20 protein-coding genes and 1 pseudogene are annotated in these 25,811 nt (G+C 67.8%); 12 read left to right on the top strand and 9 right to left on the bottom strand.

What is annotated here, in order from left to right; genetic code table 11:
- The first annotated feature begins 110 nt into the window (after positions 1-110).
- Both MKL01_RS25110 and MKL01_RS25105 read left to right on the top strand, forming a co-directional pair.
- Positions 111-2,135, top strand: a complete 2,025-nt coding sequence (locus tag MKL01_RS25110) for a type IA DNA topoisomerase (protein WP_243907888.1) — start codon at positions 111-113, stop codon at positions 2,133-2,135.
- Positions 2,136-2,229: 94 nt separating this feature from the next.
- Positions 2,230-2,637: a hypothetical protein gene (locus MKL01_RS25105; protein WP_243907887.1), complete on the top strand. Its 408-nt coding sequence runs from the start codon at positions 2,230-2,232 to the stop codon at positions 2,635-2,637.
- Positions 2,638-2,670: 33 nt separating this feature from the next.
- Here MKL01_RS25105 and MKL01_RS25100 read toward each other — a convergent pair whose 3' ends face one another.
- A complete protein-coding gene (locus MKL01_RS25100) occupies positions 2,671-2,817 on the bottom strand; it encodes a hypothetical protein (protein WP_243907886.1) in 147 nt (48 codons plus the stop codon).
- Positions 2,818-3,074: 257 nt separating this feature from the next.
- Here MKL01_RS25100 and MKL01_RS25095 point away from each other — a divergent pair, with 257 nt between their 5' ends.
- Positions 3,075-3,890 carry a hypothetical protein gene (locus MKL01_RS25095; protein ID WP_243907885.1) on the top strand — a complete coding sequence of 272 codons (816 nt, stop codon included), beginning with the start codon at positions 3,075-3,077 and terminating at the stop codon, positions 3,888-3,890.
- 213 nt (positions 3,891-4,103) lie between these two features.
- On the opposite strand, the gene MKL01_RS25090 is transcribed toward MKL01_RS25095, so the two are convergent.
- From MKL01_RS25090 to MKL01_RS25080, 3 genes are read right to left on the bottom strand one after another with little or no spacing between them, the layout of a single operon-like run.
- Positions 4,104-6,596 carry a two-component system VirA-like sensor kinase gene (locus MKL01_RS25090; RefSeq protein ID WP_279604871.1) on the bottom strand — a complete coding sequence of 831 codons (2,493 nt, stop codon included), beginning with the start codon at positions 6,594-6,596 and terminating at the stop codon, positions 4,104-4,106.
- Positions 6,593-7,567 carry a cytochrome-c peroxidase gene (locus MKL01_RS25085; RefSeq protein WP_243907883.1) on the bottom strand — a complete coding sequence of 325 codons (975 nt, stop codon included), beginning with the start codon at positions 7,565-7,567 and terminating at the stop codon, positions 6,593-6,595. Before MKL01_RS25085 ends, MKL01_RS25090 begins: the two co-directional genes overlap by 4 nt.
- Before the next feature lie 44 nt (positions 7,568-7,611).
- The gene (locus tag MKL01_RS25080; RefSeq protein WP_243907882.1) at positions 7,612-8,373 is read right to left on the bottom strand and encodes a response regulator; all 762 of its coding nucleotides are present in this window, start codon (positions 8,371-8,373) and stop codon (positions 7,612-7,614) included.
- 455 nt (positions 8,374-8,828) lie between these two features.
- Here MKL01_RS25080 and MKL01_RS25075 point away from each other — a divergent pair, with 455 nt between their 5' ends.
- The 4 genes from MKL01_RS25075 (at position 8,829) to MKL01_RS25060 (ending at position 12,598) form a co-directional block, all read left to right on the top strand.
- A complete protein-coding gene (locus MKL01_RS25075; protein WP_243907881.1) occupies positions 8,829-9,029 on the top strand; it encodes a hypothetical protein in 201 nt (66 codons plus the stop codon).
- Between the two features lie 181 nt (positions 9,030-9,210).
- Positions 9,211-10,482: a glycosyltransferase gene (locus tag MKL01_RS25070; RefSeq protein ID WP_243907880.1), complete on the top strand. Its 1,272-nt coding sequence runs from the start codon at positions 9,211-9,213 to the stop codon at positions 10,480-10,482.
- Positions 10,473-11,744 (top strand): Bcr/CflA family efflux MFS transporter, encoded by a 1,272-nt coding sequence (locus MKL01_RS25065; RefSeq protein WP_243907879.1) that lies wholly within the window; start codon positions 10,473-10,475, stop codon positions 11,742-11,744. Before MKL01_RS25070 ends, MKL01_RS25065 begins: the two co-directional genes overlap by 10 nt.
- Positions 11,741-12,598 carry an alpha/beta fold hydrolase gene (locus MKL01_RS25060; protein WP_243907878.1) on the top strand — a complete coding sequence of 286 codons (858 nt, stop codon included), beginning with the start codon at positions 11,741-11,743 and terminating at the stop codon, positions 12,596-12,598. Before MKL01_RS25065 ends, MKL01_RS25060 begins: the two co-directional genes overlap by 4 nt.
- 215 nt (positions 12,599-12,813) lie before the next feature.
- Here the strand turns inward: MKL01_RS25060 and MKL01_RS25055 are convergent, their stop codons facing one another.
- Positions 12,814-13,065: a hypothetical protein gene (locus MKL01_RS25055; RefSeq protein WP_243907877.1), complete on the bottom strand. Its 252-nt coding sequence runs from the start codon at positions 13,063-13,065 to the stop codon at positions 12,814-12,816.
- Positions 13,066-13,312: 247 nt separating this feature from the next.
- On the opposite strand from MKL01_RS25055, the gene MKL01_RS25050 reads away from it, so the two are divergent.
- The 3 genes from MKL01_RS25050 to MKL01_RS25040 all read left to right on the top strand — a co-directional run bounded on the left by MKL01_RS25050 (position 13,313) and on the right by MKL01_RS25040 (position 17,455).
- Positions 13,313-14,551, top strand: a complete 1,239-nt coding sequence (locus tag MKL01_RS25050) for a cytochrome P450 (protein ID WP_243907876.1) — start codon at positions 13,313-13,315, stop codon at positions 14,549-14,551.
- A 154-nt stretch (positions 14,552-14,705) separates the two neighbouring features.
- Positions 14,706-16,013 (top strand): glycosyltransferase, encoded by a 1,308-nt coding sequence (locus MKL01_RS25045; RefSeq protein WP_243907875.1) that lies wholly within the window; start codon positions 14,706-14,708, stop codon positions 16,011-16,013.
- Positions 16,014-16,678: 665 nt separating this feature from the next.
- Positions 16,679-17,455 carry an adenylate/guanylate cyclase domain-containing protein gene (locus tag MKL01_RS25040; RefSeq protein ID WP_243907874.1) on the top strand — a complete coding sequence of 259 codons (777 nt, stop codon included), beginning with the start codon at positions 16,679-16,681 and terminating at the stop codon, positions 17,453-17,455.
- Between the two features lie 325 nt (positions 17,456-17,780).
- Here the strand turns inward: MKL01_RS25040 and MKL01_RS25035 are convergent.
- The 3 genes and pseudogenes from MKL01_RS25035 to MKL01_RS25025 all read right to left on the bottom strand — a co-directional run.
- Positions 17,781-17,924, bottom strand: a pseudogene (locus MKL01_RS25035) (phosphopyruvate hydratase); the annotation flags it as partial.
- A 63-nt stretch (positions 17,925-17,987) separates the two neighbouring features.
- Positions 17,988-18,938 (bottom strand): ABC transporter substrate-binding protein, encoded by a 951-nt coding sequence (locus tag MKL01_RS25030; RefSeq protein WP_243907873.1) that lies wholly within the window; start codon positions 18,936-18,938, stop codon positions 17,988-17,990.
- A 284-nt stretch (positions 18,939-19,222) separates the two neighbouring features.
- Entirely contained in the window at positions 19,223-20,749 is a 1,527-nt protein-coding gene (locus tag MKL01_RS25025) for an FAD-dependent monooxygenase (RefSeq protein ID WP_243907872.1), read from the bottom strand.
- 599 nt (positions 20,750-21,348) lie between these two features.
- On the opposite strand from MKL01_RS25025, the gene MKL01_RS25020 reads away from it, so the two are divergent.
- Both MKL01_RS25020 and MKL01_RS25015 read left to right on the top strand, forming a co-directional pair.
- Positions 21,349-22,311, top strand: a complete 963-nt coding sequence (locus MKL01_RS25020; protein WP_243907871.1) for a TAXI family TRAP transporter solute-binding subunit — start codon at positions 21,349-21,351, stop codon at positions 22,309-22,311.
- A 95-nt stretch (positions 22,312-22,406) separates the two neighbouring features.
- Positions 22,407-23,546 (top strand): peptidyl-alpha-hydroxyglycine alpha-amidating lyase family protein, encoded by a 1,140-nt coding sequence (locus MKL01_RS25015; RefSeq protein WP_243907870.1) that lies wholly within the window; start codon positions 22,407-22,409, stop codon positions 23,544-23,546.
- Between the two features lie 199 nt (positions 23,547-23,745).
- On the opposite strand, the gene MKL01_RS25010 is transcribed toward MKL01_RS25015, so the two are convergent.
- Positions 23,746-25,803: a thiamine pyrophosphate-dependent enzyme gene (locus MKL01_RS25010; RefSeq protein WP_243907869.1), complete on the bottom strand. Its 2,058-nt coding sequence runs from the start codon at positions 25,801-25,803 to the stop codon at positions 23,746-23,748.
- Positions 25,804-25,811: the final 8 nt, after the last annotated feature.

The following is a 25,811-nucleotide window of genomic DNA, read 5'->3' as shown; positions in this document are numbered from 1 at the left end:
ATCTGGGGAAGCTTGTTGATTTCACGGATGAGACGAGTGAGTAGCGTGTCGATCTCCGGTGAGTCGATCCGCGTATTTGAGATTATTTATCTTCAAATTCGGCGATCATGTTGATCGCCAATGACGTTTTACGAGATCGATTTCCGGGAGTTCGTCACGGCTTTCCCACGTTTGGCCAGATTGCATGCGAAGCCATTTTGGAACAAAATACGAACATGCTGCCGCGCGCAGCGGGCGCCTCCGCGGGCAGCGACATGTCACCTTCGAGTTCCGGCCGCACGCTGTTCTTCTTCGAGAAGCCCTCGGCGATGCGGCAGCTGCAGCGCTTCTTCCGTTCACCGAACACCGTCTGCGTGGCCGCCGAGGGACACCTGCTGTCTGCCGAGGAGCCGGGTAGCATCCGGCCTGAGTGGAAGCCCTGGCGCTTCGACGCGCTGCCGATCAAGCTCGCCACGATCCCGGTCAGCTGCGGCACGAACCGGTCCGGCCAGTCGCACGAACCGAAGATCGCCGCCATCCGGCAAGCGCTGAGCGGCGTCGAGCGCGTGATCATCGCCACCGACCCAGGGCGCGAGGGCTCGATGATCGCCTGGGAGGTGCTGGAGCACCTCGGCTGGCGCGGCCGCGTCGATCGGCTCAAGCTCGGCGCGCTCGACGATGTCTCGATCCGCCGCGCCTTCGCGGCCCTGGCCAAGGAGCCCGGCTCCGGCGAGCGCGACTACGCCGCCTACCTCGAAGCACTCTGCCGCCAGTACGAGGACTACCACCTCGGCCTGAACGGCACGCGGGCCATCTCGCTGCGCCTGCGCCCTCCCGCCTTCCGGGAGCCCTGGCGCTTCGGTGGCGTACAGACGCCGACCCTCGCCATCCTGGCCGATCTAGAGGAGCGCATCCGCTCCTTCGTGCCGCAGGATTTCTTCAAGGTCGCGCTGCACCTCGGCACCCAGTCCGGTGCCGCGCTGACCCTGTGGCATGCCCCCAAGGAACGGATCTTCGACGCGGCCATCGCCGAGACGATCCGAACGGCCGCCGCGGCGTGGTCGGGCCCCCTGGCGGTCGAGCACAAGGACGTGCGGCGCGCACCCCCTCGTCTGTTCTCGAAGGACACACTGGCGCGGCGCTGCGCCAAGCGGTTCGGCTGGGATCCGCAGCACACGGCCGGTCTCGCCCAGGAGCTGTACGATCAGGGCTACCTCAGCTACCCGCGCACCGAGTCCGAGTACCTGCCGGAAGGACAGGTGAGTGATGCCGCCGCGATCGTTGACGCCATCGCGACCGTACTGACCGATCTGCGCGATGTCGTCCCAGGGGGCGAGGCGCCCCTGATCCGACGCGGGGCGAAGGGCCACTACGTCAAGGACCCGGGTGAGCACCACGCCATCGTGCCCCTGCGCAAGGTGCCGGAACGCAGCCGCCTCTCAGCCGACCAGTTCAAACTGTGGGAACTCGTCGCGAAAGCCTTTCTCGCCGCCCACCTGCCCGACGGCATCGATGCCCGCACGAGCGTGATGGCCGAGGTCGGGACGCCGTTGAGCGCGAAGCGGTTTGCGCTGTCGGGCAGCGTCATCCGGGCCCCTGGCTGGCGCGCGATCTACGGTAGCGAGGCCGAACTCGAAGCGGACGTCGTGCCCGGCAAGGCCAAGCGCGAGGCCGAGGCCACGTCCGCGCGCCTGCCACTCGTGAACGATGGCGAAGGCGCATCGGCCATGGGCGCGAATGTCGCCACCGCGATGACCGAGCCGCCGCGGCGGTTCACCCGCGGCGAGCTGCCGGTGGTTATGGGTCGGCTGATCGACCAGGTCGATGATCCAGTGGTTAAGCGCGCCCTGGAGAACCCGGTCAATCCGAACGAACCCAAGGGCCTCGGCACGGCCGCCACCCGCGACACGATCCTGCCCAAGCTCCTGAAGAGCCGGTACATTACTCTGGCCAGCGGCAAGGATCCGGCGATCGAGGTCACGGAAATCGGGCGGGCCTTCATGACGGCGGTGCGCCGCGTGTTCCCGGCCTACGGCGACCCGGTCGGACGCGCCCTGTTTGAGGCGGAACTGGCCGAGATCGGTCGCGCGGCTACGCGGGCCGAGGCCATCGAGCGCGCCGACGCCTTCCGGCAACGCACGCGCGCGCCTGGATGAGCTGATCGCCGCTATCTCGAACTCGCCCGTCGTCAGCCTCGATCCGAGCCTGATCCCGCCCGGTCAGGCGGACAATCGACCGCCGACGCCGGCCATGCTGTCGTTCGCGGTCAGTTTGGCCGAGCGGAAGGGTGCAACGCTGCCGCGCGGTTGCAAGAGCAGCATCAGCGTCTGTCGGGCTTTTCTCGCCACCCACGCCGGGCCGCGCGCACCTCAAGAGGGCAACGCCGACCAATCTGGCGACCGTCGGACCCCAAGCGCGGCGATGCTCAGCTACGCGCGCAGCTTGGCCGAGCAGCGCGGCATCACCTGCCCGCCGGAGGCTGAGACCGACTTCGACGCTTGCCGGCGCTTCCTCGACGCGCACGCCACGCGGCCGCAGAGAGGATCGGAGACGCTGAGTTCCGGCGCGGCCAAAACCAGGGAGCCTGCCGGGCGCGGCAAGCGGCGGGGTGGGGCAGCACCGACGACGCGAAAGATAGCCGCACGACGTCGAGCTTGAGGGGACCGGCAGAGGGACGATGCCTGAGCGCCGTCAGTCCTTCGGTGTCTTGGCGGGATCATCACCGCCCGGCTGCTCGGTGCCCTGACCCGGCCGTTCAGTCTTTTCACTGTTGCCCGTCTGCTTGCGGGCGTCTTCGATCAGATCCTCAGCCACGTCGCGGTCGCGCTCACGATCCATCGGTCCATCTCCCTCGCATGGCGAACGACGAGGTGCGCCCGGCTTAGTCATAGAAGTGACACGGATGCCGATTGGCTCCCAATGCCAAGCGCGCCGCAATCGGGACCGGTCAAATGGCCGACAAACGTACGTCCCCGAGCACCAAGTGCGTTACAGGCAGGCTCGGCGTCAATTGGCAACTATTAGCATCGCCCGTTGACGTGACACACCAAATGAACTCAACTTGACGAATAGGAATATAATCTGATAACTAGGGTATGGGCCATCACTTTGTGGCCTTCATCGAGGCCAGCCATGAGGCACCCAGCACCCACGCTGAAGCCGAACCGCCGAGCGCCGCCGCCCGGCCTTCCGCATCGGCCTCAGCCATCCGCAACCATCCCAAGGGGGTCTCATCCGAGACCCCCTTCGCTTTTCTGGAGCTCATTATGACTGCAACTACCGCTACAAAAAACAAAGGCGCACTCACTCCCGCCGAGAGCCCGCTCGCCAAGCCGATTCCCGCCCTCGTCGTGTTCGGCGCCGACAAGAGCGGCAAGCCTCACGCAGCTTGGTTTCCTACCCCGGACGTGAGCCTCGCTACGAAGGCTGCCGCGACGATCGGGTTCCGCGCCCTCGTGCTATGCGACGACGCTCAACGTTCGGCAGTCGCCGACCTGCCGCAGGGCCGGGTATTCAGCTCAGGTCGCGCGTTTGTGCCGTTCGTCGCCAAGGAGGTCTATGAGCGTCTGCAGACACTCGCCGACGGGTCGAAGAATTCGACTACCTCCAGCATCAGAGTGGTCGCCCAAACCCCGGTGAAGCCCGCTGACGGCGACGAGGGCTGCCCTGGCGGGTCAGGCTCCGTGGATCCCCGATATCCGCGCAGCTGGGCTGGTATTGCGATCGGCAGTTTGGTCCTGATCACCGAGGGCGAAAAGGATGGCTGGTACGAGGCGGTGGTCGTCGCCTCGAAGCCGGGTGGGGAGTTCACCTTGCAATGGCGCGACTGGCCAGACCTGCCGCTGCTGATGCGCCGACGCGATGAGATGGCCTTGCTACACCCGAACGCCGCTGCGGCTGCCGAAGCCTGATCTGACGCGAATGTACATACTGGTCGGCAAGGCCCCTAGCTTTGCCGGCCGCCGACAACGGTGGCTCAGGGCGGATTGAGGAAGTTGGGGCGCTGCCCGCAAGCAGACATTCTGCAAAGCGCCCATCCCGGCCATTCCGCTGGCTGTGACGATAGCTCGTAAGCGGACCTTACCGCGGCTTCGTCGAGCCACTCGCGTCTGAATGATCAACCGCTATTGCGACGCCGCTCGATTCTCGGCGGTCTCGCGCCAAGGCGATCCGCTCCGCGTTTCGGACCCCAGGTGTCGCCGCAGCGTGAGCGCGAGTGCGTTCGAGCGCCAGGGTCGGCGTGCAACGTCAACGATGGGGATGGCCGAGAGAACCTCCGGCTTCACTGTGTCTGCGGCCGAAAGCGAGAGTACGATGGGACGGTTCACTATTCGGGCGGCGCGGCGGGCAAAAGCGAGACCCAACGGACCCGACGGCCTGTTCTCGACGATCAGCAGGTCGAAGCGACCTGGCTCCGAGCGCAGAGCCGTCAGCGCCGCTTCCGGGTCTGTGTAGCCGATGGGCTCGTAGCCCAAGGCCGCGAGGGTCTCTTCATCCTCCTGCACCGCCGAGCGCGCACCTCCGACGACCATCACGGTACCGCCGACGGTCGAGACGCCAGGCTCGGCCTGCGGGCGTACGGGCAACCAAACCTCGAACGCGCTGCCCACCCCTGATGCGCTGCGCACGTGAAAGGCGCCGTCCTGTTCCTGGACGAACTCGAAGGCGGTGGCGAGCCCGAGCCCGGTACCAGCCGGACGGGTGGTAAAGAACGGCTCGAAGATCCGTGCAAGCGTGGCCTCGTCCATCCCGCGGCCGGTGTCGACCACGCGGATACGGGCGTACTCACCGGATGGCAGCTCCCCGTGGGAGAGGGTCCGCCGCTCCGGTAATCGAACACGCTCAAGCTGCACGTCGACCGCCGCGCCCGGTTGGGAGGCCTGGATGGCGTTGCGGATCAGGTTATGGATCACCTGCTGCAGCTGCGCCGGCTCGCCATCGACGATCGCGCCTTCGGCCGCCCCGGTCAGGCGGATCGCGGTTGGGTCGGCGGTCGAGGTGCGGATCTGAGCCACGGTCTCGGCCACGATCGCATCGACCGCGCTGGTGCTCTGCGTGGCGCCGCCCCGCCGACCGTAATCGAGGATATGTCCCGCGATCTCGTGCGCCCGGCCGCCGGCCTGGACCAGCAGCTCGACCTGCGTGGCGGCTCGCCCCGGGTTGGCTGGCAGTGCATCGGCGGCGATCTCGGCATGGCCAAGCATGACGTTGAGCACGTTGTTGAAATTGTGGGCCACCCCACTGGCGAAGGTCCCAATCGCTTCGAGCCGCTGCGCGCGCCGCAGCGCCGCCTCGATCTCGCGGCGCTCCGCCCAGACGTGCTGACGCTCCAGGGCCGCCCCGAAACTGTCGGCCACCACCTGCAGCAGGCCGCGGGAATGGCGCAGCCACGTCGGCAGGGCAGTTGTGCTGCGCTCGAAGCACAGCAGACCGACGATCTGCTCCCCCCGGCGGAGGCGCGCGCACGCCCAGGAGACCATACCTCGCGCCGCCAAGGCCCGCACCAGGGCCGGCGGTCCGGTCCCCTCCGCGGTTTCGACGAAGATGAGGTCACCCGGCGCGGCGTTGATGTCGGGGATCAGAGCATGCTGCGCCACCGGCCAGTCGCACGGCGCGCTCAGGCCCGGCCGGTTCCAGAGATGGGCCGCACCGGTGCCGTCGAGCATGATGACGTAGCAATGGTCCGTGGCCACGCCGTCACCCACCATGGCTAGGACCTCGCCAATGGTCGCGGAAATCTCGTCGGGCTGGCTTGCCAGGAAGCGGTTGGCGGCCTGCGCCACGACGGTCTGGAAGGCGACAGTCCGGCGCAGGACTAAGGTCCCCTCCCGCATCAGCAGGCCCGCTCGGACCACCAGGGCGAGTAGCGCCAGGGCGAGCGCATAAAGTGCGAGGCGGAAATTGTCCGCCCGGGTCTGCCGCTCGTCCCGCAGAGTGTGGCGGGCCTCCACCAGGGCCTGCCGCGCCGTCTCGCTCGACGAAGCCGGCAGCGAATGAGTGACGGTGTCGACCTGCGGCAGAAGCTCCAGGAGCTGGCGCCCGTGTAGAGCGATAGCGGCAATGTCCGCCGCCCGGGCCGCCGAGTGGGGGCTCCCCGGCAGTGCGTCGAGCCGTGCGCGAATGTCGTCGAGGCGTTTGGGGCTCGCGTCCCGGGCGAGTTCCGAGACCCGGATCTGCAGGGCGGCGACGGCGCGGGCGAGCCAGGGATCGATATCCGGCTCGGACAGGCGGTCGCTGAGGGTGTCGAAATAGGCGACCGAGTTCTGCACGAGGGCATTGCCGGTCTTGAAGCGCTCGACCATCTGCGCCTCCCGCGCGATCGTCTCGGCCAGAGTGCGCACATCGGCGTCGTCCGTCCCACTTGACGCCTTCAGGTCGGCCACCCCGTCCTGCATCTCTCGGAGGTGGGCGACGATCGGATCGTAGTTGCGCAGGAGCCCGGTCCGCGCCCGGAGCACGTCGTGCTGCATGCGCGCTTCGGCCAGCGCGATCGCGCCCACGGTGCGCTGCGTCTGGACATAAGCAGCACCCATCTCGGCGTTGCCATTGATCATCAGCCATGTGAGCAGCGCCGCCAGCAGCGCGCCGAGCACGGTGGCCTGCGCGGTCAGCCTCATGGCTGCTGCGCACCCCCGTGCGGCGCGGCGTCCGCCGCCTGCGGCGCCGTCAGGGGCCAACCCTCGTAGGAGCCTGTCAGGGTCCCGAGGAAGGCCACGATCGCCTCGGTCTGCGCCGCGGTGAGTTCCCGGCCGAGCTGTGCTCGGGCCATCAGCCGCACCGCCTCGGGAAGCGCGGCGACGCCGCCATCATCGAAATAGGGTGCCGTAACCGCGACGTTACGCAGGCTGGGCACCCGCAGGACTTCGGCGGCCTTGTTAGGGATCGTGACGAAGATCCCGACCTTCTGGAACAGATTGCCGCCGACATTCACGCCCTGGTGGCAGGCCGCGCAGCCGATCCCCCGGAACAGCGCGTAGCCCGACCGCTCTGCCTCGGTGATGGCGTGCGCATCGCCGCGCAGCCAACGGTCGAAGCGGCTGTTCGGGGTGAGCAGGCTGCGTTCGAAGCTGTTGATCGCATCGATCACCGCTTTCCGGTCGGCCTCCCGGCCGTAGGCCGCCTGGAACGGGCCGGCGAGCGCCGGATCATCACGGATCACCGCGAGGATCGCGGGCCAGGATCCACCCAGGAACTCCGGCCGCGTCAGGGCGATCTCGGCCTGGTCCTGCAGCGTCGGGATGTCGCCCGCCCAGCCCAGGCGGAAGCTCAGCGCCGCGTTGAAGGCCGTGGGCGTATTGCGCGGCATCGGCGTGCCATCAGTGGTGAGATTCCGGGCGACCGCACTCGCGCCGTTGCTGCGGATGTCGTGGCAGGTGATGCAGGCCCGGTCGCCCCCGCGCGACAGCCGGGTGTCGGTGAACAGCATCCGGCCGAGTGCGATCCGGCCCGGATCCGCCCCGAGGCTGCTCGGGACCGGCGTGATGACGTCCAGCGCCTCCACGGCCTCGGCCGGAACCGGGCCGCCGACCGGCTGCTCCTGGGCGAGCGGCGGCAGGATTGCCACGGCGCTGCCAACGAGGCCTGTCAAGAAAGCCGCGGCGAGGGAACGAGCCAAGCGCGGGGGGGCCACGGCTAGAGCTTCTCGACGGGCGCGGCGAAAACGTAGCCGACGCCGCGCTCGGTCACGATCAGGCGCGGCGCGCTCGGATCCACCTCAAGCTTGCGGCGCAGCCGCAGGATCTGGACGTCGATGCTGCGGTCGAACACGTCCTCGTGGACGCGTGTGGCCTGCAGCAGCTGCTCGCGGCTCAGCGGGCGCTGGGGGGCGTCGAGGAAGGCCACCAGCAGCGCGTACTCGCCCTTGCTGAGGGCGACATCCGCGCCCGCGGGGTCGGTCAGGCGTCGGCGGCGCCGATCGAGCACCCAGCCGTCGAAGCTGCTGCGGTGGGAGTCCTGCGCGCGCGGCGGAGCGGGCGCGACCTCGGCCCGCCGCAGGATCACCCGCACCCGCGCGAGCAGCTCGCGCAGGCCGTAGGGTTTGACGAGGTAGTCATCCGCGCCGAGTTCGAGGCCGATGACCCGGTCGATCTCGTCCCGGCGGTGGCCGGTGGTGATGATCACCGGCAGGTCGCTCTTGGCGCGCAGGTCGCGCAGCAGGTCGAGCCCATTCTCCGAGCCGAGGCGCAGGTCCAGCACCACGAGGTCGAACGCGTCCTCCGCAAGTCGCTTCTCTGCCTCTGCCCGGTTGATCGCCGGGGTGACGTCGACGTCGTGATCGGCGAAGTGGTCCGAGACGATGCGCTGCATGCCCGCATCGTCCTCAATGAGGAGGATGCGGGTCGTGCCGGGTCGCGCGCTCCGACCCTGACCCCGATCCAGGCTGAGTTCAATCATGGCCACCTCCGGTTCGCGGCAGCTTGCCGCGATCGCACGATCTCGACGCGTCGGCTCGGGGACTGGGAGAGCCGCCCGGATCGGGGGACATCGCCACCCGGAGACCTTCGCGTCCGTCGCCGACCCATCCCGGCAGCCCATCGGGGCGCGTCCGGACATCGGGCCTTGCACAGCTGAGCTGATACCACGCCCCCAAAAGGATTGCGCCCTTCATATTGTGCGGGGCAGCACAACGCGAGCATTCGCACCGGACATGGCTGTATCCAACGACTAAAAATCTACGCTGTTACCGTTGTAACCGGAACGGCCCCGCCTCGAAACAGAGATGTAACTGGCAAATACCATGATCACCTTCTTGCAATAGAGAGGCGATCATGACTGATGCCGCCATCCCGGATGTCCGACCGAACGGCCGAAGACACTTCCGCAAGTCCGGACCGGCCCGCGGAGAACCCATGGCTGATCTTGCGGGACCGCCGGGGAGCGGGTCGCGGGAGCGTGCCGGCCCCGTTTCATCGCCCGCTGAAGCCCGCCGATCGTCGGGTGGCGGCCTCGGGCGGTGGCTGCTGGACGTTTTGGTGGTCAGCTTCGCCTACGGCGGCTGCATTCACCGTATTCATCCGAACTACATCGATTTCCTGAGTAATCTGATCTGACAAAATCGGCGCCAGTTGTCAAGTTCATAAGACCTTTATCGAGCCGCGCACCGCGCACCCCAGTATAGAACCTAAATATGCCGATTCATTTTTTAAATCCGCAGCCGCACCTCAGAAAAAACGCCCGACCACAACCCGAACGATGCGCCTGCGTGCGCGATCAGATTGGGAAATCCAGACCATGTCGCTTCATGTTTTGTGCATCTCGTGGGGAACCGCGGGCAATCTCGGTCCAGTGCTCACCGCGGCCCGGCAGATGGACCGTGCGGGACACCGCCCGCGCATCATGGCCGACCCGGCGATGCGCGCCGAGGTCGAGGCGGCGGGCTTCCCGTTTATCGGGTGGCGCCGGGCTCCGACCGGCATCGATGCCGACCCGGCCGACTTCTCGGATCTGGCCGACTGGCTGCGCAAGACCATGTTCGGCCCGGCGGGGGCCTATGCGGCCGACACGCTCGATGAGATCCGGCGCCTCCCGACCGACGCCGTCCTGAGCATCGACTTGCTGATCGGCTGCGCCCTGGCGGCCGAGGCGGCCGACCTGCCGCATGCGATCCTGTCGCCGCATATCAGCATCCGCCCGCTGCCCGGCATGCCGCCCGCCGCGAGCGGCCTGACGCCGCCGCGGAATGCGGAGGAGCGGGCCACGGTGGACGCGGCAACCGACGCGATCGTTTCGGCGATGGAGCAGGGCAGGCCGGCGCTCAACGCCGCGCGGCGCGCCTTCGGATTGACGCCGGTCGCCAGCGCGTTCGCTCATTTCGAGCGGGCCGAGCGCGTCCTTCTGGCCATCAGCCGTGCCTTCGACTTCGACACGGAGGCGCTTCCCGCCAACTACCGGTACATCGGGCCGTTGCTCGATGAACCGGGCTGGTCCCGCGGGGCGCCCGCCGCATGGTCCGGGGTGCGTCGGTCTCGGATCCTCGTCGCCGGCAGCACCGGCGCCCAGAACCAAACCGACCTCCTGGGGCGCGTTGCGCGTGCCCTCGGGACGGTCGACGCCGAGACCGTGGTGACCACCGGTCCCAATGTCGGGGCCAAGGACCTCGCCGCCCCCGACACCATCCACGTCGTGGCCGCCGCCTCCCATGATGCCCTCATGGCGGAGGCCGATCTGGTGGTGTGCCAGGGCGGTCACGGCACCGTCAGCCGGGCGCTGCTGCACGGCGTGCCCCTGCTGGTGATCCCGCTTGCCCGCGACCAAGCCGACAACGCCGCCCGCATCGCCCTGCGCGGCGCCGGCCTGCGCCTTCCCGTCGGGGCGAGCGAGGCCGAGATCGCGGCGTCGGCCCGCCGGCTCCTGGCGGAACCGGGCTTCCGCAAAGCCGCCAGGGTCCTCGGCACGGCCGTGCGGGCTGATCTCGACGCAGCCGGCCTCGTCCGCGAGATCGAGGCGATGGCGGCGGCGTACAGGGGCGCCGCGGCTCGGGGCGGAGACCGGCTTTGGGCCTGATCAGGGCCAAAGCCGTGCCGACGCAGCAACGCATCCGCCCCGCCTCCGCCGCCTTCTCGGCGTTGCTCGGGCTGCTGGCGGGGCTCCCCACCTTCGGGATCGACATGATCCTGCCGAGCCTGTCGGACACGGCGGCCGCGCTGCATGTGCCGGCCACCGCGATGGGCGCGGCCATGGGCGGCTACCTGCTCGGCCTCGGGGGGGCGCTGCTGGTCTACGGTCCGGCCTCGGACCGACTGGGCCGCAAGCCCGCCATCGTCTGCGGCTGCCTCCTCCTCATCGGCGGCAGCCTCGGCTGCGGTACGGCGCGGACGCTGCCGCACTTCCTGCTGTTCCGGGCCCTTCAGGGGATCGGCGCCGCGGGCCCGGGCATGGCGGTCCTCGCGATGGTGCGCGACCTGTTCGCGGGCGAAGCGGCGCGCGCCCGGATGTCGTTCGTCGTCCTCACTATCAACGTGGTGCCGATGGTTGCGCCGACGGTGGGCGCGGGGCTGATGGATCTCGGTGGCTGGCGGCTGATCCACGCCGTACCGATAGCCGCCGCCCTGGCGGTCCTGGCGGTGATCCGGCACATCGACGAGCCCCTGCGGCGCGTCTCCGGTTCCGAGCCGGCGGCAACCGGGATCCTGCGCGGTTACGGCCGGATCCTGGCGAGCCGGGCCTTCCTCGGTCACGCCCTGTGCAACGCCGCGGCGGCGGGCGCAGTCTTCGCCTACATCACCGGCTCCGCGCTGCTGTTCATCGACGCCTTCGGCTTCAGCCCGCTGACCTACGGGCTGGTCTTCGGGGCGAGCTCCCTGTCGGTGATGGGCGGCGCGTTCCTGAACGGCCGCCTCGGGGCCCGGGGCATCGGTCCTTCGCGGGTGATCGGCGCCGGCCTCGCCCTGGCGACGGTCTCCGCGGCGATGCTCCTCGCCGCCGCGCTGGCCTGGCCGCCCGCAGCCCCGCCGGTGATCGCCGCGATGGTCGGCGTCGCCCTGGCCTTCGGCCTCCTCTCGCCCAACGCCATGCACGGCGCCACGGAGCTCAACCCGCAGACCGCGGGTTCGGCCAGCGCCGTCGCGGTCTTCCTGCAGATGGGCGGTGCGGCCATCGCGAGCGACCTCGTGGCCCGGTTCTTCGACGGCCGGTCCGCCCTGTCGATGGCCGCCGTGATGCTCAGCTGCTGCCTCGCGGCGACCGTCGCCCATGCCGGGCGCGCGCGCCCGGTTGGCCGGCAATCCTCATCCCGCTCCCCCCAACAGCACGGAGAACCCGCATGATCTTCGACCCGCCCTCCTGGCCGTCGCTCCACCTGACGCGTAACGGCGCCCGGCTCGCCCATGTCGAGGCTGGCCCGCTCACGCCCGACGGGCATCCGATGCTGCTGATCAACGGCTGGACCGGTGATCATGGCATCTTCACGCCGCAGATCCAGCACTTCTCGAAGACACACCGCGTCGTGGCTGTGGACCTGCGCGGCCACGGGGCCAGCGACGCCCCGGAGCAAGACTACACGATGGAGGGCTTCGCCGAGGACATCACGTGGCAGTGCCGGACGCTGGGCCTGGTGAAGCCGGTCGTCATCGGCCACAGCCTCGGCGGCGCGGTGGCCCTGGAGCTGTGCGGTCGCTATCCCGACCTCGCCGCCGGTCTCGTCATGATCGACACGATCGTCCTGCCTTCGCCCGACACGGCGGGCAGCGCCGAGATCGAGGGGCTGCTGGCGGGCGTCGGCGGCCCGGATTACCGGGACGTCGTACGGGGGACGGCCTGGGCGATCGGCTGCGACCACGACCATCCGGCGCGGCGGCAGGCGATCTTCGACACGTTCATCCTCGGCCCCTGCCTGAGGACGCCGCAGCACGTGGCCTATTCGGCGCTCCGCAACATGGTGCGGCACCACGATCCGGTTCCTGCGGCGCGCGCCTGCCGGATCCCTATGGCCTACATCTCGGCGGACGTGCCCTTGGTAGAGGCAGCGCGCGACCTCGACCGGCTGCGTGAACTTTGCCCGCAGCTCGTGACCGCCAAGACGTTGCTCGCGGGCCACTTCAACACGATCGAGGTGGCCGACCAGGTCAATACGATGATCGAGCGCTTCCTGGCAGTCGGCCTGAGGACCCGCGCGTCGTAGACGAAGGCAGCACGAAGGCCTTCGGACAGGCTCCGTTGGTCACGCACCGGCGCGGGCATGCGACGTGTCCTCTCTCTCTCTCAGGAGATAGGCCCGCACCCTCCTGAACACGTGGCGCTGGATCTGAAGGGAGGATCCGTCACACCACATGCCGGGACCGAACATCTAGCTTCGATCAGCGGGGCGGCATCCTGTTCGGACGCCGTCCGTCGTCATCACACGCCAACGTCACGGCTTCCGCTCCTCTGCAGCCTGCCGCCCAGAAGGCGCCGCGCCGACGAAATGACCTGGAGTGTCTGTGAGCTCAGCTGCTCCTGGAGCGCCCGCCGCTCATAGTGCCTCAGGCGAGCAAAGAGGTCTTCGTCACCCGAGACCCCGTAACCCTTGCCGCCGATCACCGACTCCGTGATCGTCTGCCTCAGCAACGCCTCGAAGACGTCGTCGGTATTCGCCCGCCCTGCAACCATGAAGATCTCTCCTTCCGCAAAGCGGTAGCTTTCTCGAAGGACCAAGTTACGGCATGATTTCGGATTCTCTGACGCACGAAACGCGCCGCACCAGACGTGCTCTTTCGCACAAGTGGGACGTCCACGCGTGGTCGTGCAGACCGGCGCACTGAATGTTATGATTGTAATCATCGGCCGAGCTTCCGAATTCATCCTGTAGCTCGGGCTTCCGAGAGTTCTCGCGCACCGCAGCAGCGAGGACCCACGGATGAACGGAACCGAAGACAGAGCGCGATACGCTGGCATTTCCGAGCCTCCCGACGGCGTCCCGACGCTGACGGTGGCGGAGCTGGAAGCCGATCCGCACGGGGTGTTCCGCGCCTGGCGTCCCCGGCTGCCCTTCGTCGGCCATGAGGTCGCCGGCTTCCTCGTGCTCCGCGCCCGCGATGTCGACCTGCTGATGCGCGACCCCCGCGTCCAGGCGACGGAGACGCTCTATCCGGAGACGCGCGGGATCACGGAGGGCCCGCTGTTCGACATCTTTGCGCACGGGATGCTTACCGCCAACGGGGTGGTCCATCGCCGGCGCCGCTCGCCCTTCACTCGCACCTTCGCGACCCGAATCATCGAAGGCCTGCGCCCCCGGATCCGCTCAGCCGCGGAGAGCCTCGTCCGGGACTGGATGCCGGAGGGGGAGGTCGACCTCGTCGAGCGCTACACCGCCCTGATCCCGGCCCAGACCATTGCCGACATCCTCGGCCTGCCGCGCGGGGACATCCCGCGCTTCACGCGGCTCGCCTACGAGGTCTCCCGGGTGCTGAGCTTCACCTTCGGACCGGAGGACATCCCGGATCTCGAAGCGGCGGCGGTCGCGCTGCAGGATTACGTGCTCGCGATGCTCAAGGCGCGCCGGTCGCCGCCGGGGGATGATTTCCTGTCGCGCTTCCTCGCGGAGGCCGATGCGGTGGGCGAACTCACACCGCAGGAAGTGGTCATCCAGCTCGTGCAGATGATCATCGGCGGCACGGACACGACCCGGGTGGCCGGCGCCATGCAGGTGGCGCTGCTGCTTCAGCACCCCGAGCAATGGGCGGCGGTGAGCCGCGATCCCAGCCTGATCCCGGCCGCGGTGGTCGAATCCCTCCGCTACGAGCCGAGCGTCGGGTCCGCCGGGCGGGTCGCCCGAGAGGAGATCCGCCTCGACGGGCATGTTGTGCCGGCCGGAAGCCTAATCCTGCTCTCGACGCTGTCGGCGCTTCGGGACGAGGCGGTGTACGCGCATCCCGACACGTTCGATATCCGGCGCACCGACCTCCCGCGCCTGCATCCGATCTTCGGCGGCGGCGCGCACCGGTGCATCGGCGAGGCTCTGGCCCGGGTCGAGCTGGAGGAAGGCCTGCGCGCCTTGATGCGCGTCGCCCCGCGCCTGCGTCTGACTGGCGCGATGCCGGTGCTCCAGGGCCACAGCGGCATCCGCCGCATCGATGCGCTGCGAGTCGCTGCCTAGAGCCTTCTCGAGTCGGTTGCAGCCGTAACCGTTTCGACTGCGATCCGCAGCCGCGCCGTAACAGGCCGCCCCCAGTCTCGCTACCGGGCGCCGCGGCGATCGCGCGGCACCCCTTCCTCCCCCGCTAACGCTCCCTCCCTGAAAAGGACGTGCGATGAAGGTCCTCCTCTGCTCGACGCCCGCCACGGGCCATCTCAACCCCCTACTGGCCATCGCCCGCATCCTGGCCGCCGACGGCCACGAGGTCATGGTCCTGTCGGGCTCCGCCTTCCGCGACCGCATCACGGCGGCGGGTGCGCGCTTCATGGCCCTTCCCGGAACAGCCGATTTCGACGGCCGCAACATCCTCGCCGTCGTGCCCGAACTGGCTCAGATCCCGCCCGGGCCGGACTGGTTGCGCGTCGCCATGGAGCGCATGTTCGTCGACCGGATCCCCGACCAGCACCGGGGCCTGCGAGACGCGCTGCAGGCCTTTCCGGCCTCGGTGGTGATCGGCGACGACATGTTCTTCGGCGCTCTGCCGCTGCTGCTCGGACCGCGCGCGGAGCGGCCCGCCATCGTCCTGTGCGGCACCTCGATCCTCCATTGCGCGCGCCCCGACCGGGCGCCGGTCTTCCTGGGTCTTCCGCCAGCCGAGACACCGGAGCAGGAGACGGCCTACGCGCGGATCGCCGAGGCCTACGACGCGGCGGTCGACCGCCCGGTCGGGTTAAGCCTCGTAGCCGTGCTGGCGGAACTCGGCTTAGCGGCTCCGCCCTGGCCGCTGTTCGACGCAGTGGTGCGGCTGGCCGACACCTACCTGCAGCTCACCGTCCCGAGCTTCGAATATCCTTTCGCTCCGCCGCCGACGGTGCGCTTCATCGGGGCCCTTCCGATCGTCCTCGGCCAGGCGTCGCCTCCCCCCTGGGTAGGCGACCTCGACGGCACCCGCAAGGTCGTGCTCGTCACGCAGGGCACGGTCGCGAACCACGATTTCGGCTTGCTCGTCGGTCCGGCCCTGGCAGCCCTCGCCGGTGAGCCCGACATCCTGACCGTGGTGACGGCGGGCGGGCGGGGGCTCGACGCCATCCCGGGCCCGATCCCGGCCAATGCGCGGCTCTCGCCCTACCTACCCTTCGAGTGGCTGCTGCCCCGGATCGACGCCATGGTGACCAATGGCGGTTACGGGAGCGTCAATCAGGCCCTGAGCTTCGGGATTCCCCTCGTCGCTGCCGGCCTCACCGAGGACAAGGCCGACGTGAACGCCCGCATCGCCTGGTCAGGGGCGGGGATCGACCTCGCCACGAACGACCCGACGCCTGAGGCGATCCGGCAGGCGGTGCGAACCGTGCTTGACGCGCCCGGCCATCGTCGGGAGGCGCAGCGCCTCGCCGCCGAGTTCGCCACGTACGACGCGAATGCCGAGATCCTGCGGCTCATATCCCGATACGGCGGAGGCGACCACGTGCGCAGCGCCGCCTGACAGAACACCGAGCTTGGCCGAGGAGAGCCGTGGGAAAGACGGCCGCCTCATTTACGCGCATGACGGCATCCGGCCCGCTAGACCGGGTGCCTTTCCCATATCCAAGATCAACTCCAAATACTCATCGGATGCAATTCGTCTTGATTTCAGTGATTTCGGTCGATGGTACGTTATTGCTGTTGTAGCTATTTCACTGAAATGCCGAAGTTGCGGCGAAACATCTCAAATATACATCTGAATCCCCATCATCTGGAGCACGATATCATGATCCTCCATCGAGCGAGAGCCGCGGTAGACGCCATCATCGGAACACTTTTTTTGTCCCTAGCCGTCCCGGTCGACGCGCGGTCGCAGCCGGTCCCACGCTTTGCGCAGCCCGACGTTCCGAGCCCTGCCGCGATCGCCCACTCCCTTCCGTCCCGGACGAGTCGGGATCCCCGTTCTCCCGCCTTGGAGCGCGAGCACATCAGGGCGAAGCGCATCATAAACCGCGTCTGCACGGGTTGCTGATGCCGGCGATGCCCCTTCTGGAGGCCTGCGCGGAGATGGCAGGCGCCGCTCACTCTCTTTGGCGGACGCGCTGGGACGGGGCGGCGCCCCAGCGCGTCCGCGGACACTTCGCCGCCCCAGCGGCGGGGTGCCGCCCGCTCATCGCCGCAGCGTCGATGCCACTGCTCCTGGGGCTTGCGACCGCGACCGCGCCGGAGCCTGTCACCCTTGGCCTCGCCGGGCTCGCCCTAGCCTGGCTCTCGCTGCGGGTGCAGCGCCTGCACAGCGCCGAGCAGGAGTCCACGCGGCACCGGAACAACCTCGCGCGCCTGACCGCGCCAGCGATTGCCCAATTGCTCGCCGAGACCGACTCCCACGCCCTGCGCGTAGGCTGGGAGCAGGAGGCGACGGTGCTCTTCGCGGACATCCGTGGCTTCACCCGCCTCTGCGAGGGCTTGGCGCCCGGCGACGTCGCCGCGTTCCTCGCCGACTTCCGGGCTCGCGCCGCACGAGCGATCGAGGCGGCGGGCGGCCTCATCGACAAATTCGTTGGCGACGAGGTGATGGCCGTGTTCGGAGCACCGGCCGCGGCACCCGGCGATGCCGATCGTGCGGTCGCCGCGGCCTGCTATCTCGCATCCGCGATGGCGGCCTGGAACCGAGACCGAGTAGGAGTCGATCTGCCTCCAGTCCGGGTTGGTATCGGGCTGCACCGCGGTCCGGTCTTCATCGGCGCCATCGGGGCGGAGCGCGTCGAATTCACCGCGGTTGGTACGACCGTCAACGTGGCTCGCCGCCTGGAACAGATGACCCGCACAGTGGCCTGCGATTGCCTCGTGTCGGAGGCCGTGGTGGAGAATATGACATCCGGCGAGGCACGTATCGTGGCAGTCCAGCCCGTGCGCGGCACTACTGCCGTCCTACGCCTCTTCGCCATCCGGATGGACACGTAGGCGCCCGGCGTGGATCGATGCTTGGTGTTCGGCAGCTTCGCAAGGGGATTGCGGGCCTCATACTGGCGAGCCGAGACACAGACTTGGTACGCCTGCGCTCCTGCGCCTTGGCAGGCCCACACTCGAGCTCGTGAGATGGCAGAAGGATCGCCTGCGAGCATGTCGCGGACCGGCCTCTGCGACAAAGTGGAAACTTAAGGGACAGGTCTGCTTCTTGCTCCCCGTCGCTCCAAAGCGGTCAGGCAGCTTTCGGCCAGATTCGGTCAGCTACCTTGCCTCCGAACGCGGCGACCCTCGTCGCGACCGCGCACCGTCAGATCGCCGACTACAAGCCACGTGAGTGAGGCGGGACCGTTTCACTGAACGGCAAGGCCGACCAGCCCGCGAACACGGCATCCCGGCCCATGCATTCCTCAATGCGCAACGTCTCGTTCCACTTGGCCATGCGCTCGGACCGGGAGAACGGGCCCGCGAGGGGTGGCACCTCAAGAGCGAGAGCGACCCGGCGAGCATCGAGCAAGAAGGACGTAAACTAATCCAGGATCTCATCCGCCCGGGCGATCAGCTCGGCCGGGAGATCGAGGTCCATCAAGCGCGCCGTCTTCGTATTGACCACCAGATTGAACCTGGTCGGCTGCTGGACCGGCAGGTCCGCCGGCTTCCTCCCCCGGAGGATCAAATCGACGTAGGTCGCCACCGTTTCCGCACTGTCATTCAGATCGGGACCATACGAGATCAAACCGCCGGCTGCCGCGAATTCCCGCCGCTCCCCCAACGACGGGAGCTTGCTCCTGATCGCGCCACTCGCGACGGCATCCAGGACGCTATTGGTCAGCGGATCCTCGACGAGCATCAGCGCCTCGCTACCCCGGTTCTCGGCGCGCCGAAAAACGCCTTCGACGTCACGGGGGTTGTTTATAGACATAGGCTCGGTCTTAGCCCCATAACGCCCGGCGATCGATTTCAGGTCGGCAGACACCTCGGCCGAATGAGGATTCGCGTCGTTGTATACAACGGCGATTCGGTTTAGGCCGGGCCTGACGCCGACGATTATCTGCAGCCGCTTCTCGTTCATCGCAGGGGGGACGAAGCTGTACCCGGTGATGTTGCCGCCCGGCCGGGAGAGATTTGCGACCAGCCCACTCCTCACCGCGTCGCCCGCGCCAGCCATGACGATCGGGATCGCACTCGTCGCGCGCTTGGCCGCGAGAGGCGCGAGGGTACCCCACGCCACGATCACATCGACCTTCCGCGCGACCGCGTCGGAGATGGCCTTGTCGAGCTGCGCGGCATCATCGTTGCCGTAGCCGTACTGGAAATCGATATTCCGACCCTCAATCCATCCTTTTTCGGTGAGCGCCTTCAGGAAGTCACGCACAGTAAGCATGCCGGTGCTGGCGGTTATCAGCGCGACATGGGAAAGCTTTTCGCCCGCGTGAACATTGTCCGATCCGAGAGCTAGCCTAAGGCCGGGCAAACACAAGAACGTCCTTCTCCTCATTTCTGCCCTCCAGTCTCGCGGCGACACCGAGCATCCGGATCAAAGCGGGCTGGTTGCGCAGACGAGATCGTACCGCTGTGGTTCGGCTTCGAAGCAGGCCCTCAGTCAAAACTGCAGTATCGCTCTAATATCACTCACATAACCGATGAGATGTTGGGGCCCCAATCAGCGCCGGCCGGAACCCCGCTCCATCCTCAGTTCACTATTGAGTTCAACGCACTATCTCGAATTTGATTAAGGTTCCGCCTCAACGCCGATCCACGGGACTACCCCTGGTCTTTCGCGAACCATGTCGTCATAGCTCGGCCGACGACCGCCTCGTCGGGCGCGGCCTCGCTAGCCCAAGCGACGATCCCGTCGGGCCGCACGAGCACGGCCTGCAAGCCTAGCCGATCCCGCGCGTCCGCCGCGATATAGCTAATTCGCCCGGACCGTCGGCTCGCGAGGGCCTGAAGCGACTGGTCAGGATCGAAGTCCAGGAGCAAGCCCTTGCCGTCTCGCAAGAGGCTGCCGACCCTCCTTCCATCGATCAGCATGAAATCGGGAACGCTGCATCCCACGAGAGGATGGCTGCCACCGACATCGTAGCGGAGCGAGACGCCCCACACCCGCTCGGCGAAGTATGTCGCGCCGTCTGGTAACTCGATGAGGTCGCGGATGATGGCTTCGAGGGCGCGGGAGCTTCGGCTCGGCCGCATCAGCGCGACTTGAGCCCGCGACCAGTCGAGGACACGGGTACCAACCGGATGCCGTTCACGCTCATAGGTGTCGAGGAGGCCCGCCGGCTCATCGCCACGTACCGTGGCCGCGAGCTTCCAGCCCAGGTTCATCGCATCACCGAGCCCGAGGTTGAGGCCCTGGCCACCCAGCGGCGAGTGAATGTGCGCAGCGTCGCCGGCCAGCAGCACGCGCCCGCTGCGATACGCGCTCGCCTGATGGGCGCGGTCGGTCCAGGTGGTCGCGAGATCGAGTCGGGTGACCGTGACATCGGCGCCAGAGATCCTACGCAGGACCGCCTCGACATGCTCGCGGGTGATCGGTGCCGAGCGGTGGAAGGCACCGCCGTCGAAATCGGCCATCGCGACCGTACCGGGCGGCGTGTACAGGTACATGCCCTGCGCGGTGTAGTGGCGGCCGGGCTTGAGTGCGTCCGCGCCGGCCAGCTCGCCCTGGACCGAGTAGCCGGTGAACTCCGGCTCGGTGCCGGTGAACGCGATGCCAGCCGCCTTGCGCACCGCGCTGCGGGCGCCGTCGCAGCCGACGAGCCAACTGGCCCGGAACGTTTGGCCTCCCGCCTGAACGACCACGGACTCCTCCGTCCGGTTGAAGTCCTCAACGCCCGCGCCCCGCAAAACCGTGACGCCCGACGCCTCCGCGCGCGCGGCCAGGATGGCTTCAATGCTCGCCATCTCCGCGGCGACACTGCCGACTGTTCCGGGCAGGCGATTGGGCCAGCGTGCGGTGTCGATCCGGTCATGGAAGAACGGGATGCCAGCGAAGTGGCCGCCGGGACGGCGGGTCTGCTTCATGAAATGCGCCGTACCCGGTGTGGCGCTGGTGGCTGCGTGGGCCTCGATCGCGTCCAGCAGACCACGTCGGTCGAGACTCTCGATTACCGGGACGGAAAGGCCACGCAGCCCGAACGGCGCGCGTTTCAACGGCGAGGACGGATCACCCTTCCGTTCGAGGACCAGCACCGAGCATCCCGCCAGCGACAGCTCACAAGCGAGGAACAGGCCGACGGGACCTGCGCCGGTGATGATCGTGTCGTAGAACGTCGTTGATGTGGGCATGGTCGGGCTCCAGGGTCGATGTTCGACCGGAGCGTTTCCCGAACCTGAGACCCGCACGGACGAACAGCCGGACGCGCCAAGGCGTCCTTCGTTCGTCGTGGGGATCTGCGGCACGGGGCCAAAGACCAGAGCTTTCGTTACCGAAAGGACTTGGGCTTACCAAACCAAGTCTGCCTTTTCCGACACCGGAATGATAGCGCGCCGGTGAACGGCCCGCAACGGCCACGCTGCGCGGGTCGAGGCACCTCGATCTCAACAGCGTCCGCTTGTGGCTATGGGGTCGCGTTCACCCACCATCTCAATTGGGTCGGTAGAAGAACGTCCGCTTCTCCGGGCAGCCTTCTCAGAAGCGGTCATTCCGTTTTCGGCCAGACTACGTCACGCCGCATCGCCATCGCGCGCAAAACCGGCCGTTCGGCTTTGCGCCCGTCCCAGCCGTTCAGGCGTAGTTGGCAGGATCCCGAAAGCGGACGCCACCTCAGAAGGCCTCAGCACGGGATTGCGCCGTCAGCGCCCCCTTCCCATGGACTGTCTGAAACTCGCCGGGCACCTGAAGCAATGGTGGACGCGTCGTGACTGGCACGTTGATGGAGAGCAGCATGGTACAGCGACGTGGACTGCTCCTCGGTATCATCACCCTCGCCGCGACCGTACCCGCGCGGGCTCAACTATCTGAGTTAGAACTGCATCTGACGCTCGGGACGGCAACGCCCGGTGGTTCATTCCCCGCCTTCGGCCGAGCGCTCATCGCTGCAGTCAGTAAGTCCGATTCAGGTGTGATGATCGAGCCGAGGATCACGAAGGGCTCAACGGAAAACCTGACCTTGCTGAAAGCGGGCAAGCTCGACTTGGCCCTCGTGCAGGGTGAGTATGCCTACGAGGCTTTGTCAGCTGGACGGGCCGACGGGAGTGGCTTGTCGGTCGTGGCCCCCATCGACGCCTCGCCTGGCATGTTCGTGGTCCCAGCCTTCAGTCCGATCCAGAACGTGCAGGATCTACGCGGCTGTGCCGTCGCTCTCGGCACGCGCGGCTCAGGCTTCACGATCATGGGGCGAACCGTGCTGCAAGGCTCCGGCATCGATCCGGACCACGACATCACGCCGATCCTCCTCGATGACGCTGGCGACGGCGCCACACAGGTCCTCGACGGCCGAGCAGCCGCTTTGTGGGGCGCAAGCCTCGGCTGGCCCGGCTTCAAGACCCTTGCGGATGCGCCTGGCGGCGCGCGCTTCTTCGGCCCTGCACCCGAGGCGATCCCAAAGATCCTGGCACTGCGCTCCTCGATGCGCCGCTTGACCGTCCCGGCTGGCTCCTTCCGCGGACAGGATGCACCCGTCGAGACCGTCGGGTCTTGGAGTTTCATCCTGGCGCGACCTGGCCTCGACCCTGCCGGTGTCACCCGGCTCGTGCAGGCAATCGACCGAGGTCGAGAGACCTTGGCCCGGCTCTATCCTCAGGGCCGAGAGAGCGACCCGCGCAACCTGGTCTCGAACGTGCCGGCCGCTTGGCTGCATCCGGCGACGGCCGCATATCTGCGTGAGATCGGGGCCGATCCGCAGTGATCACCGAGCGCCGGCTTCCGAGCTGTCGGTTTTCGGGCTAAGCCGGCGTGGCCAAGCTCGGCGATCGAACCGGCTGGTCCGTGAGGAAGCCTGAGATGATCCGCTTCTTGTGCGTTGCTGTGGGCGTGCTCGCCCTGACGCTGCCGGCCGTGCGCGCCGACGATATCAAAGCAGGCGAGGCCCCTGCTTCCTCAGCAGCGTCACCTTCGCCCCCCGCGACGCAGGTTCCCGAGATCCCGTTCGACTCAGTCCCGGACTTCCTGAAACTGCCACCGGACATCCAATTCGGGGAGGTTGCCGGCGTCGCCCTGAACTCGAAGGGGCACATCTTCATCCTGTCGCGCGGGGCGACGCAGGGGCCCGCCTATGGCGCCGCTGCCACCCAGCTCCTGGAGTTCAATCCGGACGGCACCTTCGCCCGGGAGATCGGCCACGGCCTGTACGCGTGGTCCTTCGCCCACGTCGTGCGTGTTGACCGCGAGGACAACATCTGGGTCCTGGACAAGGGCTCGGACATGGTGGTCAAGTTCAACCCCGAGGGCCGCGTTGCCATGGTCTGGGGCCGCAAGACCGAGGCTGCCGACGAGACGGCCGAGCCCTGGAAGCATCCCATGCCGCCGCTGCCACCGGTGCAGGGCCAGTTCCGGCAGGTCACCGACGTGGCCTGGGACAAGGCTGGCAACGCCTACATCAGCGACGGCTACATCAACTCACGCGTGGCCAAGATCGACAAGGACGGCAACTGGGTCGACTCGTACGGCAGCTACGGCACCGAGCCGGGTCAGTTCCGCACCCTGCACTCGATCGCCTCCGACGCGAACGACAACATCTACATCGCCGATCGCGGCAACGCCCGCATCCAGGTGATGGACACCAGTGGCCACATCCAGCGGATCATCAAGATCGACGTGCCGTTCGACTACGACAAGGCGCGCGCCATCATCCGCGGCAAGCCGGCCAAGGACCGCACCACGGTCGATCTGTTCACGCCGGGCGCGCCCTGGGCCTTGTGCATCACACCCGGACCGAAGCAGGTCCTCTACGTCGCCGACGCCTTCCCGGGGCGGATCTACAAGCTGTCGCTCGACGGCAAGGTGCTGGGCGTGCTCGGCGAGACGGGTAAACAGCTCAAGCAGTTCGGCTGGATCCACGAGATCGCCTGCCCGTCCGAGAACGAAATCTACGTCAGCGAACTGCTGAATTGGCGCCCGCAGAAGCTGGTCCTACATCCGTGATCGCACGTAGCGCCACGGAAGTGCCCACTCTTCAGCGACAAAAAGGCTGGAGAGTGTGCTGGGCGATCAGCATGTATGAGCGCAGGGCCGCCCAGACGACCGATCAGGCGGCCCCGACTTGTACGAAGCCCGAGACGTGAGCCGAGGATGAGCCATCCGCCGCCGGAGGACGTGTCTGTTCGCGGCAGCCGGCTTCCGCTCAAGCCGTGACCTTGTCGGGCCTGTGGCTCTCCTCCTCGGCATCAACCTGAACGTCGAGCAGCGCCACACCCGGCGTCGACAGCCACGCCTGCACCGCCGGCCTGAGATCGGCGACGCTGTCGGCGCTGAAGCCCCTGGCGCCGACCGCACGCGCGTAGGCCGCGAAGTCGATGTGACCGAGCTTGCAGCCGTATTCCGGCGCGCCGATCTCCCGCTGCTCGCCCTTCACCTGCGCCAGCGCGTCGTTGTTGAGCACCATCACCTTGACGTCGAGCCCGTGCAGGACCGCCGTCGACAGCTCCGCCATCAACATCGCCAGGCCGCCATCACCCGCCACGGCGATCGAGGGGCGACCCGGATGAGCGAACGCGCCCGCGATTGCCAGTGGCAGAGCCGAGGCCATCGTCACCAGCGTGCCCGAGCCCGTCCAGTCCTGACCCTCCCGGATTTGAATGTGGCGCGCGGCAAAATGGGTGTTCGCGCCGCAATCCATACTGAACAGGGCATTGGCCGGTGCGAGCTCGCTGAGCGCGCGCATCGCCGTCTGCGGCCGCAGGCGCAGTCCCTTCTGGGTCGTCTCGACCTGGTCGAGCAGGGTGCGCCAATCGCGCATGCGCGTCTGCGCCTCGGTCAAGAAGGTACGGTCGGGCTCCGCCCTCAGCATTGGCATCAGCGCGTCGAGCGTCGCGCCCATGTCGCCGGTCAGGCCGACCTCGACCGGATACTTCAGGCCGATGTGGTCCGGCTTGATGTCGATCTGCACGCCCCGCGCCTGACCGGGCTTCGGGTAGTAGTCGATCCACGGCATGGTCGTGCCGAGGATCACGACCGTGTCGCAGCTTTGCATCGCCCATTGCGAGGGCGCCGTGCCGAGATGGCCGATACCGCCGGTGGTCAGCGGATCGTCGTCGGGCAGCAGCGCCTTGGCGAGGTAAGCCTTGGCGATCGGCGCGCTGAGGCTCTCGGCGAGGCGGCGCAGCTGCGGCACGGCGTTCGCGCAGCCCTGGCCGGCCAGGATGGCGACGCGCTTGCCGGCATTGATGACCTCTGCGGCGGCCCGGAGCTGGTCTGCGGGCGGTGTGCCCATCGGCGGCGACCAGGAAGAGGAGGTGCGCCCGCCGTGGTTCTCGGGCGAGGGCTTGTCGGCGGAGAGGGCTTGGCGCTGCACGTCCTTGGCGATGGTGAGGTGCGCAACGCCCCGGCCGGCGAATGCCGCTCGGCAGGCGCGGTTGACGAGCATCACGGCGTTCGCGGGACCAGTGACGCGCTCGTTGAACAGCGCCGCGTCCTGCATCAGCTTGACGGTGTCGACGCTCTGCATGAAGCGCATTCCTTCCAGGTCGTGGAAGGTCGTGCCGGTGATCGCCACCACGGGGGCGTTGTCGTAGGCGGCGTCGTACAGCCCGTTCATGAGGTGGACGGCGCCGGGTCCGGTCGTGGCGAGACACACCCCCAGGCGACCGCCGTGCTTGGCCATGCCGGCGGCCATGAAGGCGGCGGCCTCCTCGTGGCGGACGCCGATGAAGGCGATCTTGTCCTGGCGTTTGCGCAGGGCCTCGACGATGGGGTTGATGCCGTCGCCGACGATGCCGAACGCGTGGGTAGCGCCCCAGGTGATCAGGGTATCGACCAGGATGTCGGCGGTGTTCTCGTCGGCCGCGAGCGGTGGTGCAGGCTGGGGCGTGACGCGCTCGGTCTGCCCGGCCTGCGCGAGGGCGGCCGTGACCGGCGCGCTTGCCGCGGCTGCGGCGACACCGGCGAGCTTGACGAAGCCGCGGCGATCGACGGTCAGTGGAGGCTCGGCGTTCGCTCTGTCGGCCATGGTTCGCTTCCGGTTCCACAACCCGCTGCGGTCGATATGGTTAGCGCCTCGCGCACCATGTGGTTCCAGGCGCGGCGAGGGCTCGCGGGCCTGTGATCTAAGCTCGGCAGCGACGGCGGCATCTCTCTCGTTTTCTGGACTGTGTGCCTTCCCGAGCAGCAGGGGTTGCAGAGCCGGGATGCTTGATCGTCGAGCACCAGCCGCTACCCTGGCGTGAGCTTCCGGAACCGCCATGCCCAGCA

This window comes from Methylobacterium sp. J-070 (assembly GCF_022829385.1).
In the GTDB taxonomy this organism is placed as follows: Bacteria; Pseudomonadota; Alphaproteobacteria; order Rhizobiales; family Beijerinckiaceae; genus Methylobacterium.
The sequence above is the reverse complement of the archived record's forward strand: the minus strand, read 5'-3'. Positions and strand labels throughout refer to the sequence as shown.

What these genes read in the sequence shown, in the direction of transcription:
- MKL01_RS25105 (WP_243907887.1), top strand. Translation starts at nt 2,230, where the DNA reads ATGCTGTCGTTCGCGGTCAGTTTGGCCGAGCGGAAGGGTGCAACGCTG.
- MKL01_RS25100 (WP_243907886.1), bottom strand. Translation starts at nt 2,817, where the DNA reads ATGGATCGTGAGCGCGACCGCGACGTGGCTGAGGATCTGATCGAAGAC.
- MKL01_RS25095 (WP_243907885.1), top strand. Translation starts at nt 3,075, where the DNA reads ATGGGCCATCACTTTGTGGCCTTCATCGAGGCCAGCCATGAGGCACCC.
- MKL01_RS25090 (WP_279604871.1), bottom strand. Translation starts at nt 6,596, where the DNA reads ATGAGGCTGACCGCGCAGGCCACCGTGCTCGGCGCGCTGCTGGCGGCG.
- MKL01_RS25080 (WP_243907882.1), bottom strand. Translation starts at nt 8,373, where the DNA reads ATGATTGAACTCAGCCTGGATCGGGGTCAGGGTCGGAGCGCGCGACCC.
- MKL01_RS25075 (WP_243907881.1), top strand. Translation starts at nt 8,829, where the DNA reads ATGGCTGATCTTGCGGGACCGCCGGGGAGCGGGTCGCGGGAGCGTGCC.
- MKL01_RS25070 (WP_243907880.1), top strand. Translation starts at nt 9,211, where the DNA reads ATGTCGCTTCATGTTTTGTGCATCTCGTGGGGAACCGCGGGCAATCTC.
- MKL01_RS25060 (WP_243907878.1), top strand. Translation starts at nt 11,741, where the DNA reads ATGATCTTCGACCCGCCCTCCTGGCCGTCGCTCCACCTGACGCGTAAC.
- MKL01_RS25055 (WP_243907877.1), bottom strand. Translation starts at nt 13,065, where the DNA reads ATGGTTGCAGGGCGGGCGAATACCGACGACGTCTTCGAGGCGTTGCTG.
- MKL01_RS25050 (WP_243907876.1), top strand. Translation starts at nt 13,313, where the DNA reads ATGAACGGAACCGAAGACAGAGCGCGATACGCTGGCATTTCCGAGCCT.
- MKL01_RS25045 (WP_243907875.1), top strand. Translation starts at nt 14,706, where the DNA reads ATGAAGGTCCTCCTCTGCTCGACGCCCGCCACGGGCCATCTCAACCCC.
- MKL01_RS25040 (WP_243907874.1), top strand. Translation starts at nt 16,679, where the DNA reads ATGCCACTGCTCCTGGGGCTTGCGACCGCGACCGCGCCGGAGCCTGTC.
- MKL01_RS25025 (WP_243907872.1), bottom strand. Translation starts at nt 20,749, where the DNA reads ATGCCCACATCAACGACGTTCTACGACACGATCATCACCGGCGCAGGT.
- MKL01_RS25020 (WP_243907871.1), top strand. Translation starts at nt 21,349, where the DNA reads ATGGTACAGCGACGTGGACTGCTCCTCGGTATCATCACCCTCGCCGCG.
- MKL01_RS25015 (WP_243907870.1), top strand. Translation starts at nt 22,407, where the DNA reads ATGATCCGCTTCTTGTGCGTTGCTGTGGGCGTGCTCGCCCTGACGCTG.
- MKL01_RS25010 (WP_243907869.1), bottom strand. Translation starts at nt 25,803, where the DNA reads ATGGCGGTTCCGGAAGCTCACGCCAGGGTAGCGGCTGGTGCTCGACGA.